Origin of the sequence: Lysinibacillus sp. FSL K6-0102, assembly GCF_038003545.1 — a bacterium.
GTDB lineage: Bacteria > Bacillota > Bacilli > Bacillales_A > Planococcaceae > Lysinibacillus > Lysinibacillus capsici.
Genome location: NZ_JBBOPH010000001.1, coordinates 994,852 through 1,011,740, shown reverse-complemented (window position 1 = coordinate 1,011,740; position 16,889 = coordinate 994,852). Strand labels below are relative to the sequence as shown.

Genomic DNA, 16,889 nt, shown 5'->3' with positions numbered 1-16,889 from the left:
TTAGTGTACTACCTCCGCTTTTGGCATTTGTTCTGCTGTAAATGTCATAGATTCGATAACACGTACCATGGCTTCTGCTGTATCTAAAGATGTTAGACAAGGAACACCATTTTCTACAGACTCACGACGAATTCGGAAGCCGTCACGAGCTGGTTGCTTGCCTTTTGTTAAAGTGTTGACAACAAGCTGAGCTTCTCCATTTTGGATAAGGTCAATCAATGTTTGTCCTTTCGCCCCAATCTTGCCTACTACATCAGTTCGTACGCCTGCTGCTTCAAATGCTTTTGCTGTACCTTCAGTTGCTACAATGCGATAGCCTACTGTTGAGAAGCGTTTTGCTAATGCAATCGCTTCTTCCTTATCTTTATCAGACACAGTGAATAATACTGTACCTTCTGTTCGTATTTCCATACCTGCTGCAACTAAGCCTTTATAAAGAGCTTTTTCTAATGTTGCATCTTTCCCCATTACTTCACCAGTAGATTTCATTTCAGGTCCTAATGTAATGTCTACACGTCGTAATTTAGCGAATGAGAACACTGGTACTTTTACAAATACGCCTCTTTGCTCAGCTGCTAGGCCTGTTGGATAGCCTTGCTCTACAATGGATTTGCCAAGGATTGCTTTTGTTGCAATATTAGCCATTGGGATATTTGTAATCTTACTTAGGAACGGTACTGTACGTGATGAACGTGGGTTCACCTCGATAACAAATACTTCGTTTTGTGAAATGACATATTGGATGTTCATTAATCCGATGATGCCTAGCCCCTTCGCAAGACGAGTTGTATAGTCAACTAATGTATCTTTTTGTGCCTGTGTTAATTTTTGCGGTGGGTAAACAGAGATTGAGTCACCAGAGTGAACTCCTGCACGCTCGATATGCTCCATAATTCCTGGTATTAACACATTCTCACCGTCACAGATAGCATCTACTTCAATTTCCTGTCCTGTTAAGTAACGGTCTACTAATACTGGATGATCTGGAGATGCCTCTACCGCGTTTTCCATATAGTGCTGTAATTCTTCTTGGTTATAAACAATTTCCATTGCACGTCCACCAAGTACATAAGAAGGGCGGACAAGCACTGGGAAGCCTAGACGCTCACCAATGGCAAGAGCTTCCTCTGTAGAAACCGCTGTTTCTCCTTGAGGTTGTGGAATATCTAATTCACGTAGCGCCTGCTCAAATTTATCGCGGTTTTCTGCACGGTCAATATCCTCAAGAGACGTACCTAAGATTTTCACACCATTAGCAGCTAATTTATCAGCAAGGTTAATAGCCGTTTGACCACCGAATTGAACAACAACACCAATTGGTTGTTCTAAGTCGATAATATGCATAACATCCTCAATTGTTAATGGTTCAAAATATAATTTATCGGAAATTGAGAAATCTGTTGACACTGTTTCTGGATTTGAGTTAATGATGATCGCTTCATAACCTGCTTCTTGAATCGCCCATACTGAGTGTACTGTGGCGTAGTCAAATTCTACCCCTTGGCCAATGCGGATTGGACCTGAACCGAGTACCACCACAGAAGGTTTTTCTGACTTAATTGATTCATTTTCGTCTTCATATGTGCCATAGAAATATGGTGTTTCTGATTCAAATTCTGCTGCACATGTATCCACCATTTTATAGACTGGCATAATACCATGCTCTTTACGATAAGCATACAGTTCTTCTGGTGTTGTTTCCCAAAGCTCAGCAATTTTCTTATCTGCAAAGCCTAAACGTTTAGCTGTTCGTAGTACGTCTTTATCATTCTTATTGTCAGCAAGCGTTTGTTCCATATCCACAATATTTTTAAATTTATTTAAGAAGAATAGATCGATTGCTGACCATTGATGAATTTGTTCAATTGTTACACCTCGACGTAAAGCTTCACCGATGAAGAATAGACGCTCATCCCCAGCCTTGCGAATACGTTTTTCAATCCAAGAATCTGAATTTTCTTCAGCATGTTTTAACTCTAAGTGTACTTGACCTGTCTCAAGAGAACGAACCGCTTTTAGCATAGCTTCTTCAAAAGTACGACCTAACGCCATTACTTCACCAGTAGCTTTCATTTGCGTACCAAGATTACGTTTAGCAGATTCGAATTTATCGAATGGCCAGCGAGGAATTTTTGCTACGATATAGTCCAGTGCAGGCTCAAAACAAGCATATGTTGAGCCTGTTACAGGATTTTTAATTTCATCTAACGTTAAGCCTACTGCAATTTTAGCGGCTAGCTTAGCAATTGGATAACCTGTTGCTTTTGATGCTAATGCAGATGATCGAGAGACACGTGGATTTACTTCAATCACATAGTAATTAAAGCTATATGGATCAAGTGCAAGCTGTACGTTACAGCCACCTTCAATTTTTAATGCGCGAATAATATCGAGTGAAATATTACGTAGCATTTGGTTTTCGCGATCAGATAATGTTTGCGTTGGTGCAACAACGATTGAGTCACCTGTATGAATCCCTACTGGGTCAACGTTTTCCATGTTACATACAACGATGGCATTGTCAGCTGCATCACGCATTACTTCGTATTCAATTTCTTTATAGCCTGCGATTGATTTCTCTAATAGACATTGCGTTACAGGTGAATATTTTAAACCCGATGTCACAATTTCTTCTAAGTCTTGATCGTTGTAGCAAATACCGCCCCCTGTACCGCCAAGTGTAAAGGCAGGTCGAACAATGACAGGATAGCCAATTTTCGCAACAAATCTTTTCGCTTCATCTAAGTTATGAATAATATCAGATTCAGGAACTGGAGCTCCTAGCTCATACATTAAATTACGGAATAAATCACGGTCCTCTGCTTTATGGATGGCATCTAATTTAGTACCAAGAATTTCAATCCCAAGCTCATCTAGAATACCTGATTTGTCTAATTCGATCGCCATATTTAGGCCCGTTTGACCACCAAGTGTTGGTAAAATCGCGTCTGGACGTTCTTTACGTAATATACGCGATACAAAATCAAGAGAAATTGGCTCAATATAGACTTTGTCTGCAATTTCTGTATCTGTCATGATTGTAGCAGGGTTTGAATTGATTAAAATAACGCGGTAGCCCTCTTCTTTTAATGAAAGACATGCTTGTGTTCCTGCATAGTCAAATTCTGCTGCTTGTCCGATAACAATTGGGCCTGAGCCGATTACTAAAATAGTTTCAATATCTGTACGTTTAGGCATGTTGTTTCCCCTTCCCTGCTTCTACTTCCATCATTTCGATGAATTCATCAAATAAGTGGTTTGAATCTTCTGGACCTGGTGATGCTTCTGGGTGATATTGCACTGTGAAAATTGGATATTTTTTATGACGCACACCTTCACATGTTCCATCATTTAACGCGATATGTGTTAATTCTAACTCTGTATCTTTTAATGATTCGATATCGATGGCATAGCCATGGTTCTGAGATGTTAAATCTGTACGACCTGTGCGTAAATCTTTTACTGGATGGTTACCACCACGGTGTCCAAACGGTAATTTAAAGGCTTTTGCACCACTTGCTAAAGAAAAGATTTGATGGCCTAAACAAATACCGAACATTGGCACTTTTCCAATTAAGTTACGTACTGTTTCAATGCCTTCTTGAACATCTTCAGGATTTCCTGGTCCATTTGACAGCATGATGCCATCTGGATGCCAAGCTAAAATTTCCTCAGCTGACGTATTATAAGGTACTACTAGCACATCACAATCACGTTTGTTTAATTCACGTAAAATCCCATGCTTCATTCCATAATCAATTAGGACAACTCGTTTACCACGCCCTGGAGATGGATAGGCCGCTTTTGGTGATACTTCACGAACATGGTGCGTAATGGCTGGCGTTGCTTGCAATTGTGCTACTATTTCATCCACATTTACTTCTTCATCAGCAGCTGTCAAAATCGCTTTTACCGAACCTTTACTACGGATAATACGTGTTAATTTTCGTGTATCAATCCCTTCAATTCCTGGGATATCCTTTGATGTCAAATAATCATCTAAAGTTAAATCACAGCGGAAATTTGAAGGATTTTTAGCTAATTCACGCACAACAAATCCACGAATGGCTGGCGTAATCGATTCAAAGTCATCACGGTTAATGCCGTAATTACCAACTAAAGGATAAGTTAAAGTGACAATTTGTCCATAGAATGAGGGATCTGAAATCGTTTCCTGATAACCCGTCATCCCTGTTGTGAAAACAACCTCACCTTGTGAAGCGCGCTCGCTACCAAATGCTGTACCTGTAAATACTGTGCCATCTTCTAAAACTAGTAAACGTTTTTTCATTACTCTGCCTCCTGATATACGATATTGCCTTCAAAAATAGTTAGTACTGGCCAACCCTTTGCCACCCAGCCGTTGAATGGTGTATTACGACCTTTTGATACAAAGCCTTCTGCATCAATCGTTTGTTCTTTTTTAATATCAATTAAAATCATATCCGCTGAAGCACCCACTTCTAATGTGCCATATGGCAGATCAAAAATCTCAGCTGCTTTCACTGTCATCCAATCAACTAATTGTTTTAACGTCCACTTTCCTGTTTCTACAAACTGTGTATAAAGTAGTGGGAAAGCTGTTTCGAAACCTACAATACCAAATGGTGCGCCAACCATACCGCAGCATTTTTCTTCTACTGTGTGTGGCGCATGATCTGTTGCAATGCAGTCGATTGTGCCATCAAGTAGTGCTGCATGTAGAGAATCTTTATCATCCGCTGCGCGTAATGGTGGATTCATTTTCCAATTAGCATCATCAGATGGAATATCCATCTCTTCTAGTAATAAATGATGTGGACAAACTTCTGCTGTGACACGGATTCCTGCAGCCTTTGCATCTCTTACCGCACGCACTGATTCCTTCGTCGATACGTGACAAACATGGTAACGAGCGCCTGCTGCTTCTGCAAGTAGTACGTCTCGTGCAATTTGTACGGATTCACAAATGGAAGGTATTCCTGGGAGGCCTAGCTCTTTATTACGCTTTCCTTCATGCATCACACCATCATAGATTAATGAGTTGTCCTCACAATGTGCTACAACGATCATATCGTGCTGGGCCGCATCTTTCATTTGCTCATACATCGTTGAGGCTAGCTGGATACCAACACCATCATCTGAGAATGCCACTGCTCCATATGCTTTTAATTCTTCAATATTTGTTCGAACCTCACCCGATATATCCTTTGTTAGGGAACCGTATGGGAGTACTCGAATAACCGCACTGTCCTTAATGAGCCCATTGATAAGTTGCATGTTTTCAACCGAATCAGGTACTGGCTTTGTATTAGGCATTGCGCAAATTGTCGTAAAGCCGCCTTTTGCTGCTGATGCCGAACCTGTTGCAATGGTTTCCTTATGCTCAAATCCTGGCTCTCGTAAATGTGTATGAACATCGATAAAGCCTGGTGCTACGATTAAACCATGTCCTTCAATCAGTTCTGCACCTGCTACAGTCACATCTTGACCAATAGCCGTAATCTTTCCGTCTGCCATTGCAATATTGACTGTCTTCAATTCACCTTGTTCATCTAGCATTTGTACATTTTGAAGTACCTTTGTCATGTTATTCTCTCCCCTTTAAAATGGTTTCCATAATAGCCATCCGTGTGTAAACACCGTTCCGCACCTGTTCAAAAATTCGAGAGCGATCACACTCGACTAACTCAGAAGCAATTTCGACATCACGATTGACGGGTGCTGGATGCATAATAATGGCCGATTCTTTCATTTGCTTTTCTCGTTCAATTGTTAAACCAAACTCTTGATGGTAACCTTCCTTTGAGAAGCTTTTATTTACTTTATGACGTTCATGTTGCACACGTAGTAACATAATGACATCACTTATTTCGATCAGATTATCCCATGAATGGTGCGCTTCAAAACCGCCAGACCATTCTTCTGGGCAAAGGAAATGAACATTTGCCCCTAAATTTTGTAATGCTGTAGCATTTGATTTCGCTACTCGACTATGAGAGATATCTCCTGCAATTGTGACATTCAACCCTTCGAAATAGCCAAACTCTTTTTTGATGGTATAAAGATCCAATAAGGATTGTGAAGGGTGTTGCCCAGCACCATCTCCTGCATTAATAATCGCTACGTTGATACCATTCAGCAGCTCATTGTAATACTCATCTTCTGACGCTCGAATGATGACAGCATCTAAACCAATCATTTCCAATGTTTTGACAGTATCGTACATCGTTTCCCCTTTTGTAACACTCGAAAACCCTGCATCAAAAGGGATAACATGACAGCCAATTTTGTATTCTGCCATTTCAAAGCTTGTTTTTGTACGAGTACTTGGTTCAAAGAATAGGTTGGCCACTTTGTGTGTGCGAGATAACGATGATGTTTCACCATTTTCAAATGCTTGCGCAAGATCTAGGATTTGGTTAATCTCTTCTGTTGTTAAATGTTCCATCGATAATAAGTTCTTCATCATGTGACCTCCATTAGGTTGTGAATCGTGAACGTCTTTGTATGACGTTCTCTGTATATAAAGTAAAAGCCCCGTTGATGTCATCAACGAGGCATGAGGAGGCGTGACAAACTACAGCAAGACATACATCCTACTTCAGCCTGTCCACAACTTCCCTTTTTTTGCCTCTCTGGACAATTCATTAAAAGGTACTACTATGAATCTTTATTTTGATTGTATTGTACGGGTATATCAGCTTCTTTTTTACCTGGTAGAATCGCATTCAATAGCACACCAATAATCGCTGCTAGGGCCATTCCTTCAACACTCAATGATTCTGAGATAACAAACTTGGCACCGCCGATACCAATGACTAAAATCACTGAAGCAATTACTAGGTTACGACTGTTACCAAAATCAATATGATTATCTACTAGCATACGTAAGCCACTTGCTGCGATAATTCCGAAGAGTAAGATGGAAACCCCACCAAGTACTGCGGTTGGAATCGTTGCAATTACGGCCATTGCTTTCCCGAAGAATGATAGTAAGATAGCAACCACTGCTGCACCTGCAATAACGTAGATACTGTATACTCGAGTAATGGCTAGTACACCAATATTCTCACCATACGTTGTTTTCGGAGGGCCTCCGATTAAAGCACTCACAAATGTGCCAAGTCCGTCACCTAGTAGCGAACGGTGTAATCCTGGCTCTTTAATATAATCTCGATCTACTACTTTTCCTAATACCAGTTGATGACCAATATGTTCTGAAATTGTTACAATAACGATCGGTACCATGATAAGTAGAATTTTTGTTGTTATTTCAAACTCATAATGCACACCCGGTATTAAGAAATCAGGCATAGCGAAGAATTTTGCTTTGGCAATCGGTGTATAGTCTACTATGTCAATTATCATGGAGTAAATGTAACCTACAATTAGGCCCATCAAAATTGGCATAGTGCTTAAAATTCCTTTAAAGAAAATCGTAAAGATGATAGCTGTAAAGACCGTAACTAAAGCAGCTGAGAAGTGTAAAAAGCTATACTCTCCATTAACGTTCATTGCCATATTCACAGCCGTACCAGAAAGTCCAAGCCCAATTACCATAATTACTGGACCTACCACAATCGGTGGCAAGATTTTCATAATCCACTTATAACCACTTTTCCAAATGATTAAGGATACAATTCCGTACGTAATGCCGACAGCCATAGCACCAATCATGGCATTGCCTGGGTTTACACTCGCACCGTCTTCATTTAAACCACCTGCAGCAAGTAGGATTGGTGCAATAAAGGCGAAGGAGGAGCCTAAATAAGCCGGTACCTGGAATTTCGTAATTAATAGGAAGAATAATGTAGCAATTCCGCTTGTTAAAAGGGCAATCGCTGGACTAAGACCTACTAACTGCGGTACTAAAATTGTTGAACCAAACATCGCAAACATATGCTGGAAACTTAATGTCACTAGCTGGAGCGGGGTCGGTTTATCCTTAATATCTAAAACTGCATTTGACATACTGTTTCCTCACTTTATTGTTCGTCTTCTTTGTAAATAATGACGCAATCTTCTCCGTCTACTTCTTGTAAATTGACAACAATGCGCTCAGAGCCAGAAGTTGGAACGTTTTTTCCCACATAGTCTGCTCTAATTGGTAGCTCTCGATGGCCTCTATCTACTAGAACAGCTAGTTGAATTTGTGCAGGTCTTCCTAAATCCATTACAGCATCTAGAGCTGCACGTACTGTTCGACCTGTATAAAGTACATCATCTACTAAGATGATTTTTTGATTTTTCACTTGATACTCGATATCAACTTGTTCTACATGTGCTTGTTCGTTTTCATGTTTCGTTGTTAAATCATCTCGGTAAAGTGTAATATCAAGTTCCCCTGTACGAATCGGTTTACCTTCAATTTTTTCAATTCGCTGCGCCAAACGTCTGGCTAGAAAAGCACCTCTTGTTTTAATGCCAACTAAAATACATTCATCGATTCCTTTATTACGTTCAATTATTTCATGGGCAATACGTGTTAATGCTCGTGTCATTGATGGGCCATCTAATAATTCATTTTGTGCCATATTCGTATCCTCCTCTCTTCAATCTATTATCGGCCATGTGTCCATAAAAAAACCTCTCGAGGCGAATAGCCTGAGAGGGTTGTATACGTGTCGAAAAAGCATGTTGGAAAAATTTGCAGCACAAATTTCCACAACACTATCACATGTCCCTTCTCAGCCTCTCTGGACTGCCATTAAAGGTGAATATTTAGTTATGTTGTTCATTCACTGTCGTTAGTATAGACTTTCTTTTCGTATACGTCAATGCCTATTTCGTAAATCATTTAATAATTGTTCATAATCAGCTGGAAGTGGTGTTTCAAACTCCAAGTATTCTCCAGATGAAGGATGATCGAATCCTAAAGTCGCTGCATGTAAAACTTGTCCCCCAAAGTCGATTGTCTTTTTCGGACCATATTTTGGATCTCCAACAAGTGGGAAGCCAATATAATTCATATGCACACGAATTTGGTGTGTACGTCCCGTTTCTAAACGACATTCCACCAGCGTATAGTCACCAAAACGTTCAACAACTTGGAAGTGTGTGACAGCATGTTTACCATTATCGACAACTGCCTGTTTTTGGCGATCTTTTTGGTCACGACCAATCGGTGCATCAATTGTCCCCTTATCATGTGCAATATGCCCGTGGACAAGAGCAATATATTTACGAGTAACTGTTTTATTCACTAATTGATTGACTAATGATTCATGAGCCGTATCGTTTTTAGCAACCATCAATAAGCCCGATGTATCTTTGTCGATACGATGGACAATTCCTGGTCGTAGTACACCATTAATCCCTGATAAGTCTTTACAATGATACATTAAGCCATTTACCAGTGTACCTCCCATATGGCCAGGTGCTGGATGTACCACCATACCCTTTGGTTTATTCACAACAAGAACATCTGCATCCTCATAAACAATATCTAAATCTAAATTTTCTGCGACAACATCCAATTCTTCCACTTCTGGTACATCAATAGCGATGATGTCACCAGCTTTAACCTTATATTTTGCCTTTACAGCATCACCGTTTACTTTAATGACTCCCTCACTAATCCAGTTCCCAATTTGCGTGCGTGACCACTCAGATTGTAAGCTAGAAAGTGCTTTATCAATGCGCTCTCCTTGCTGCTGTTCTTCGATTGTATATGTTACTTGCGTCATTGTTTCACCTGTTTCTTCTCTTTTTTATCTTCCATAATTAAGCCAATCATCAGCACGACAACCGCTATTGTTAATGCAGCATCTGCCACATTAAAAATAGGAAAATCATAATTAATAATTGGAATTAAAACATCTACAAAATCGACCACTTCTCCTCTAAATAGACGGTCTATAAAGTTTCCTACTGCACCACCAAGCAAGAGCATTAAGCCGACTTGAAAAACAGGCTTTCCCTTTGCTTCTTTATGATAAAAATAGATAATCGCACAGATAACAGCAACTGTGACAATACTAAACAACCACATTTGCCCCTCTAGCATCCCCCATGCTGCCCCTCTATTCCGATGAGACAAAATACCAAACCATGGGTCCCATACAGCAATGCGTTCAGCATATTCCATATTTTTCACAATCAGCCATTTTGTCCATTGATCCAGTAAAACGACAAAAGCAGCTAATCCATAATATTTATACACAGACATTCCTCCGTTCACTCAACATCTTACCTATTCTACCATAACAGTACCATTCACAATAACTAATATCATATCTAAATATGGCTGATTCTAAATCTCTTCAAGAAATATAAAAAGGCTACCCCTATTACGTTTAAGCAATAGAAATAGCCATAACTTATTGGTTAGACAGTTTCAGATTCTTTTGAATGTACTCGCTTCATGAAGTCATTAACATCAGCAGGAACTTTGCGATCTATTAATGACACGATGATAACAGATAAGAAGCCCACAGGTACTGTCACAATACCTGGAATTTTAAACTGCAAGAAGCTTGGTAACGTTCCTGGTAAAAAGATCATCCACATAGACACGCCAAGTCCTATTAATAATCCTGCAATGGCTCCTTTTTCTGTCATGCCTCTCCACCAAATACCTAAAATGAATATTGGGGTAAATGTACTTGCAGCGACAGTAAAAGCCAGCGCCACTAAATGGCCAATGGATGCATCCTTTACAAGTAAACCCAATGCTCCATATAAAATACCTAATAATACAATAGCCACTTTCCCAGCAATAACTCGTTGTTTTTGTGTAATATCCTTTTTCATGATATTGGCATATAAATCATGAGCTAGTGCACCTGAGCTTGTAATAAACAATCCTGAAAGATTGGAGAAAATAGCTGCAAATGCTCCTGCTATAACTAATCCAAGTAGCCATTTGCCACCTAGTGCAAGGGCTGTAGTAGGAATGACCATATTATTCCCACCCAGCACTAAATCACGCATGACTTCCTCACTAGCTGTCCCAGAAATGAAAATAGATCGACCTACAACACCTAAATAAACAGCTAACAAGAAGAACGCACTTGCAATTCCAATGGCCATGAGTGCAGATTTACGGGCTGCTTTAGCACTTGGGTTTGTATAAAAGCGCAATAAAATATGAGGAAGACCAATTGTTCCTAGCGCTAATCCTATCGTCATACTAATTGTTTGCCAGAACGTGGGGAAATAAAAGCCCGTGCCTGTCCAAGCAGCACCATCAAAATTGATATCATTGCCATCTAAGGCATACGGTGAAGTGCCTGTAATTGGACCGCTAAATGAATGGATGGCTGCTAAAATTTTATCATAATGTAAACCGCCATAAACTGCTGCAATTAACATCACAATAAACGCACCAAGACGAATCCACAACTCTAATGCTTGGTTGATGGTTGTTCCTTTCATACCACCAATACCTACATAAAAAATCATAACAACACAAGTAAATATAATGCCGAATTCATAAGAAGTACCGAAAAACATACTTAAAATCTGTGCAGCACCTAATAATTGGGGAGCTGCATAAAAGCCTGAAATAGCTAACACCACTGCCACAGCTACAAGCCGAGCTCGTCTACTATGAAAACGATAGCCTAAAAAATCTGCAACGGTAAATGCACCAAAACGTCTTAAAGGACCTGCCACAAAAATCGCTAATAATGTTAACCCAATGGAGAAGCAAAAAGCATAATAAGCACCATCATATCCAAGTTGAAATGTTAACCCTGCGATACCCAGGAATGTTGCTGCACTTAAGTAATCCCCACCAATGGCAGACCCATTTGTAAACCATCCGAAGCTTCGGCCACCTACAAAGAAATCCGAAGCTGTTGCATTTCTTTTTGTTAAATACGTAATGTATACAATTGTTCCCATTAAAGCAATGGTCATTAACATCTTTGGTTCTAATAGAGCTTCCATCATTCAACATTTCCCCCTTTGTTCCAACTACTTATTTGCTATATCATATTGCTTTAGACGTTTCTCGTACATGGCTGTGTGAACATATGCAATAATAAATGCCATAGCCATCATTACAATCGTTGTCACAAACCATGTGACTGTCATACCACCCCAGATTTTCTTAAACGCAAATGCTGGCGCAAACCAATTCATAACAGGGATACTAAAAATCAAAATAAAGTAAAATATCGATAAACCTAAACCTGTTGTAAATTCATCTTTCATAATTTTGTTTGTTGTTGCATCTAAAGGTGGTAGATCTTTCACATCAATTGTTCCTGCTTCTACATAGTCATAATCATGACTGCCTACTTCCGCCATAAGCCAACTCCCCCTTTTTTGGTAAGTGAATAATTGTCTGAAATTTCAAATTATTATTCACTACAATTATTCTATTCTATTTCAACTTCAATATAGATATAAAATATTGCTGTATTAGTACAAAAAATTGCTATTTTAAGTTAAAATATTTTTATCTTTTTATTCGTAGGGGGCTGGTAGCATTTTAAAGGTGGTATGGTATATGGAAAGCTCATTTGACAAGCAGCAAATGAGTGAATGGTTAAAAGAGGTTTTACCAAACGCTTTAGAGGAATGTAAAGTGCCAAAGCCAGAAGATGAGGTCATTATTGTCTATGAAGTCAATCGGTTATTTGATTGGGTAAAGATTAATCGATTAAAAAGAAATTATCCTAATAGTATTATTGTCCCGTTTGTTACAGAACACCTTACCTACTCGACTGGTATAGCAATTGAATTAGCTTTACCTGCACTTCTCATAAAACCATTACAAAAATCAAAATTTTTACGAATTGTAAAAAAGCTGTATACGTCCTATCAGGAAAAAAAGGCGAGTACACTTACAATGCTTGAGCTATCACAACAAGTATCCCAACAACATACCTCTCCATTTAGGGAAGCATTTTTAAAACGCCTGATCCGTGGAGAAATTGACAATGAACAAGAAATAATACAATCTGCTTCATTTTTATCGACAAGCTGTATACCTAATATTGTATTTTTAATTCAAGGCTATATTGATGGGGCTAATAAGAAAGCTGTCCCACACGATGCAAGTAGTAGTATTACAACCGTTTTTCGTCAGCACTTTGCTGAGAAGGCCTCATTATCCTTTTTACATTTTGAACGCTATTTATTACTTCTCATGCGAATTCCTACTGATTACAACTCTTTCAAACATTGGACTGAGGGTGAAGCCTGTTTATTAGAGGTTATCGAGACCCTAAAAAGGGATTGTTCTATTCATCTTTTTATGGGGGTTGGAGGTGTATTTCAGGATGCTATGCAAGTGAAGGAATCCTATAGCCAGGCTAGAAAAGCACGTAGAAAACCACCTATCCATAATATACACATCCGATATTACGAAGATTTAACAAAGCATGAGCAGCTGCAAAAAGCTATTCAGTATATTGAAGAACATTACGACGAACAACTGACCATTCGTGATGTTGCAAAATATATTAACTTTAGCCCAACTCATTTTAGTAGACTATTTAAAAAAGAAACAGGTCGCAATTTTGTTGACTATGTTGCTTATACACGCATTATCAAAACCTTACCTTTTTTACGCAAGTACGACTACACCATAGAAAAAATCTCCTCCACCTGTGGCTTCAATACACCAAATTACTATAGTTTAACTTTTAAAAAATATGTAGGTATATCTCCAACAGACTATCGCAATACGACAGAAATTTTATTTAAATAATGGAAAAGAATCTGCAAAACTTCCATGAAAAAAGCAAGCCTCCAACAAGGAGACTTGCACATCCTCTACATTTAAATGCAGATTCTTGTTATTTATAGATTAAACGTAATACTTTTCTACAACTTCTGCACAGCGAGCACATACTGTAGGTTGTGCTTCATTTGAACCAACTGTTTCAGAAATTGACCAGCAACGCTCACATTTCTCACCTGTAGCCTTCTCAACAACAATGGAAACATGCTCAAGTGTTAAAGCTTCAGCAGGTGCCTCCTCGATAGCAGCTACCTCAAAAGCTGAAACGATGGAAAGTTGTGCAAAGTCAATGTTGGCATCGTTCAATAATGCGACAACATCTTCTTTCGCGTAGACAGTGACTTTTGCTTCAAGTGATTTACCAATTGTTTTCGCATTACGTGCTTCCTCTAATGCTTTTAAAATATCATCGCGTACATCAATAATTTTTTCCCATTTTGTACGTATGCTCTCAAAATTCGCTTGAACATCTACCTCTGGGAAATCTGTTAATTGAACAGAAACTTCTTCTACAATACCTTGAGCATGTAGATAAGACCACATTTCATCTGTTGTATGTGGGATAATTGGTGTCATGATTTTTACTAATGTCATCAATGTATCATAAATAACTGTTTGCATCGCACGACGATCCTTATTGTCATGACCCTCGATATAGACTACGTCTTTGGCAATATCAAGATAGAATGAAGATAACTCTACAGCAACGAAATTATTGACTACATGATAGACAGCAGCAAAATCATAGCGATCATAGGCAGCACGCACAGTTTTTAAGACATCCTGTAAGCGCATATACACATATTGATCCATTTCACGAAGCTCAGCATAACTTACACGATCTTTCGTAGGATCGAAATCAGCAATATTGCCGTGTAAGAAACGGAAAGTATTACGAATTTTACGATACACTTCAGATACTTGCTTTAACATATCCATAGAGATGCGCACATCTGCTGTATAATCAACAGAAGCAACCCATAAACGAAGTATGTCTGCTCCATACTGATCCATTACTTTTTGCGGAATAATCACATTCCCTAAAGATTTACTCATTTTACGTCCTTCACCATCAAGTACAAAACCATGTGTTAAAAGTCCTTTGTATGGTGCATAGCCGTTAATAGCTACAGATGTAATAAGAGAGGAATTAAACCAACCACGATGTTGGTCAGAACCCTCTAAATAGAGATCAGCTGGATATTTCATACCACGCTCTACTAGTACACCTTGGTGTGATGAACCGGAATCAAACCAAACATCCATAATATCATTTTCTTTTGTAAATTCGCCGTTCGGGCTACCTGGATGTGTAAAGCCTTCTGGTAATAACTCTTTTGCTGTTTTTTGGAACCAAATATTTGATCCATTCTCACGGAATAATGCTGAGACATGACTAATTGTTTCAGGTGTAATAATAGGTTCACCATTTTCAGCATAGAAAATCGGAATCGGCACACCCCACGCACGTTGACGTGAAATTACCCAGTCTCCACGATCACGAATCATATTATAAAGACGAGTTTCTCCCCAAGCTGGTGTAAATGCTGTTGCTTTTACAGCCTCTAATAACTCCCCACGGAATGCTTCAACAGATGCAAACCATTGTGGTGTCGCACGATAAATAACAGGCTTTTTCGTACGCCAGTCATGTGGATAGGAGTGCGTAAAGAAATCAAGCTTTTCTAACGCTCCTACTTCTTTTAGTTTTTCTGTGACGAGTTTATTCGCATCATTATAAAACACGCCTTCAAAGCCAGGTGCTTCATCTGTATAACAGCCACTATTATCAAGAGGGCTAAGAATACCTAAACCGTACTGTTTACCAATATGATAATCGTCTTCACCATGCCCTGGGGCTGTATGAACACAACCTGTACCCGCTTCAGCAGTTACGTGTTCACCTACCATAATAAGCGATTCACGATCGTAGAATGGATGTTGTGCTACAATACGATCTAATGCCTCTCCTTTTACCTCTTGTACAACCTCATAGTCTACCCATCCAAGCGTAGTTGCCACTGACTCTAATAACTCTTTGGCAATGATGAATTTTTTATTAGCCACTGCAACTACTACATAGATAAATTCAGGATTCAAAGAAATCCCTAAGTTTGCTGGTAATGTCCATGGTGTTGTTGTCCAAATGATAAATTTAGCATCTGCTGGAACAACACCCTTCGCATCCTTAATTGCAAAGCTTACATAAATGGATGGAGATTTGATGTCCTTATATTCAATTTCAGCTTCCGCCAAAGCAGATTCAGAAGAAGGAGACCAATAAACCGGCTTTAACCCTTTATAGATATAACCTTTTTCCGCCATTTTACCGAATACTTCAATTTGACGAGCTTCAAACTCAGGCTTTAATGTAATATATGGATTTTCCCAATCACCTCGAATGCCTAGACGGCGGAATTGGGCACGTTGATTGTCAATTTGCTCATAAGCATACTCTTCACAAAGTTGGCGGAATGCTGCTACTGACATTTCTTTACGTTTTACACCTTTGTTAGTCAATGCTTGCTCAATTGGTAAACCATGTGTATCCCAACCTGGAATATAATTGACATGGTAGCCAGTCATGGAGCGATGACGTGTAATCATATCCTTCAATACTTTATTTAGAGCATGGCCTATATGGATATCACCATTTGCATAGGGAGGACCATCATGTAGAACAAATTCTGGTCGACCTTCCGTACGCTCCATCTGTAATTTGTTAATATCCATGCCATTCCATTTTTCTTGCATTTTTGGCTCATTTGCCGGTAAATTTCCACGCATTGGGAAATCTGTTTTTGGCATTAATAAAGTATCTTTGTATTCAACCATTAAAATTCCTCCTTTATTTTACACAAACAGGTAGACATTTTTCTCATAAGACAGTTATTGGCAAAATTATCTAAAACGATTCGGAAACAAACAAAAAAAGCCCTCAATCCCACTAAGGGACGAGAAGCTTCTACTCGCGGTACCACCCTAATTGTAGTACAAAAATTTGCACTACCTCTTAAAAGCACGTTTAACGTCGTGCATCACGAAATAACCTACTTTTTTCAGTTATTTAGCTCAGAAGTGATGTTCAATGCTAGTTGTATGTTTGGGCTCTCACTGTCCCCAAATCGCTTAACAACGCCTAACAAATACTGTCTTCGTCTCTGCTTTTATGCATATCTGTTCAAAATAATTACTATTACAAAGTATATGA

The 16,889-nt window shown here is 39.0% G+C and carries 12 protein-coding genes and 1 other annotated feature; of the genes, 1 reads left to right on the top strand and 11 read right to left on the bottom strand.

Translation table 11 applies throughout. From position 1 onward, the window contains the following. From carB to NYE73_RS04660, 10 genes are all read right to left on the bottom strand, one after another. Window positions 1-3,198, bottom strand: a complete 3,198-nt coding sequence (gene carB, locus NYE73_RS04705) for a carbamoyl-phosphate synthase large subunit (protein ID WP_259950986.1) — start codon at window positions 3,196-3,198, stop codon at window positions 1-3. Then, the gene (carA, locus tag NYE73_RS04700) at window positions 3,191-4,291 is read right to left on the bottom strand and encodes a glutamine-hydrolyzing carbamoyl-phosphate synthase small subunit (RefSeq protein ID WP_115673785.1); all 1,101 of its coding nucleotides are present in this window, start codon (window positions 4,289-4,291) and stop codon (window positions 3,191-3,193) included. Before carA ends, carB begins: the two co-directional genes overlap by 8 nt. Continuing rightward, window positions 4,291-5,568 carry a dihydroorotase gene (locus NYE73_RS04695; RefSeq protein WP_259950987.1) on the bottom strand — a complete coding sequence of 426 codons (1,278 nt, stop codon included), beginning with the start codon at window positions 5,566-5,568 and terminating at the stop codon, window positions 4,291-4,293. The genes carA and NYE73_RS04695 overlap by 1 nt, the downstream gene beginning before the upstream one ends. Before the next feature lies 1 nt (window position 5,569). Next, window positions 5,570-6,448, bottom strand: a complete 879-nt coding sequence (locus NYE73_RS04690) for an aspartate carbamoyltransferase catalytic subunit (RefSeq protein ID WP_048394636.1) — start codon at window positions 6,446-6,448, stop codon at window positions 5,570-5,572. Window positions 6,449-6,642: 194 nt separating this feature from the next. After that, the gene (locus NYE73_RS04685) at window positions 6,643-7,953 is read right to left on the bottom strand and encodes a uracil-xanthine permease family protein (RefSeq protein WP_048394638.1); all 1,311 of its coding nucleotides are present in this window, start codon (window positions 7,951-7,953) and stop codon (window positions 6,643-6,645) included. 14 nt (window positions 7,954-7,967) lie between these two features. Next, window positions 7,968-8,516: a bifunctional pyr operon transcriptional regulator/uracil phosphoribosyltransferase PyrR gene (gene pyrR, locus NYE73_RS04680; protein WP_004227349.1), complete on the bottom strand. Its 549-nt coding sequence runs from the start codon at window positions 8,514-8,516 to the stop codon at window positions 7,968-7,970. A 240-nt stretch (window positions 8,517-8,756) separates the two neighbouring features. After that, entirely contained in the window at window positions 8,757-9,668 is a 912-nt protein-coding gene (locus tag NYE73_RS04675) for an RluA family pseudouridine synthase (RefSeq protein ID WP_054549866.1), read from the bottom strand. Then, on the bottom strand, window positions 9,665-10,144 hold the full coding sequence (gene lspA / locus NYE73_RS04670; RefSeq protein WP_016994245.1) for a signal peptidase II: 480 nt from the start codon (window positions 10,142-10,144) through the stop codon (window positions 9,665-9,667). The genes NYE73_RS04675 and lspA overlap by 4 nt, the downstream gene beginning before the upstream one ends. Before the next feature lie 164 nt (window positions 10,145-10,308). Further along, entirely contained in the window at window positions 10,309-11,877 is a 1,569-nt protein-coding gene (locus tag NYE73_RS04665) for a sodium/solute symporter (protein WP_004227344.1), read from the bottom strand. Between the two features lie 24 nt (window positions 11,878-11,901). Then, on the bottom strand, window positions 11,902-12,237 hold the full coding sequence (locus tag NYE73_RS04660) for a hypothetical protein (protein WP_048394642.1): 336 nt from the start codon (window positions 12,235-12,237) through the stop codon (window positions 11,902-11,904). A 202-nt stretch (window positions 12,238-12,439) separates the two neighbouring features. Between NYE73_RS04660 and NYE73_RS04655 the strand changes: the two genes are divergently transcribed. Further along, window positions 12,440-13,645, top strand: coding sequence for an AraC family transcriptional regulator (locus NYE73_RS04655; protein ID WP_066037185.1), 1,206 nt, complete (start codon window positions 12,440-12,442; stop codon window positions 13,643-13,645). A gap of 99 nt (window positions 13,646-13,744) precedes the next feature. Here NYE73_RS04655 and ileS read toward each other — a convergent pair whose 3' ends face one another. Further along, on the bottom strand, window positions 13,745-16,513 hold the full coding sequence (gene ileS, locus NYE73_RS04650) for an isoleucine--tRNA ligase (RefSeq protein WP_259950988.1): 2,769 nt from the start codon (window positions 16,511-16,513) through the stop codon (window positions 13,745-13,747). 112 nt (window positions 16,514-16,625) lie between these two features. Then, window positions 16,626-16,849: a binding site (T-box leader), on the bottom strand. Window positions 16,850-16,889 lie beyond the last annotated feature (40 nt).

Coding starts and splice junctions, on each gene's coding strand:
- carB (WP_259950986.1), bottom strand. CDS start 3,198: ATGCCTAAACGTACAGATATTGAAACTATTTTAGTAATCGGCTCAGGC.
- carA (WP_115673785.1), bottom strand. CDS start 4,291: ATGAAAAAACGTTTACTAGTTTTAGAAGATGGCACAGTATTTACAGGT.
- NYE73_RS04695 (WP_259950987.1), bottom strand. CDS start 5,568: ATGACAAAGGTACTTCAAAATGTACAAATGCTAGATGAACAAGGTGAA.
- NYE73_RS04690 (WP_048394636.1), bottom strand. CDS start 6,448: ATGAAGAACTTATTATCGATGGAACATTTAACAACAGAAGAGATTAAC.
- NYE73_RS04685 (WP_048394638.1), bottom strand. CDS start 7,953: ATGTCAAATGCAGTTTTAGATATTAAGGATAAACCGACCCCGCTCCAG.
- pyrR (WP_004227349.1), bottom strand. CDS start 8,516: ATGGCACAAAATGAATTATTAGATGGCCCATCAATGACACGAGCATTA.
- NYE73_RS04675 (WP_054549866.1), bottom strand. CDS start 9,668: ATGACGCAAGTAACATATACAATCGAAGAACAGCAGCAAGGAGAGCGC.
- NYE73_RS04665 (WP_004227344.1), bottom strand. CDS start 11,877: ATGATGGAAGCTCTATTAGAACCAAAGATGTTAATGACCATTGCTTTA.
- NYE73_RS04660 (WP_048394642.1), bottom strand. CDS start 12,237: ATGGCGGAAGTAGGCAGTCATGATTATGACTATGTAGAAGCAGGAACA.
- NYE73_RS04655 (WP_066037185.1), top strand. CDS start 12,440: ATGGAAAGCTCATTTGACAAGCAGCAAATGAGTGAATGGTTAAAAGAG.
- ileS (WP_259950988.1), bottom strand. CDS start 16,513: ATGGTTGAATACAAAGATACTTTATTAATGCCAAAAACAGATTTCCCA.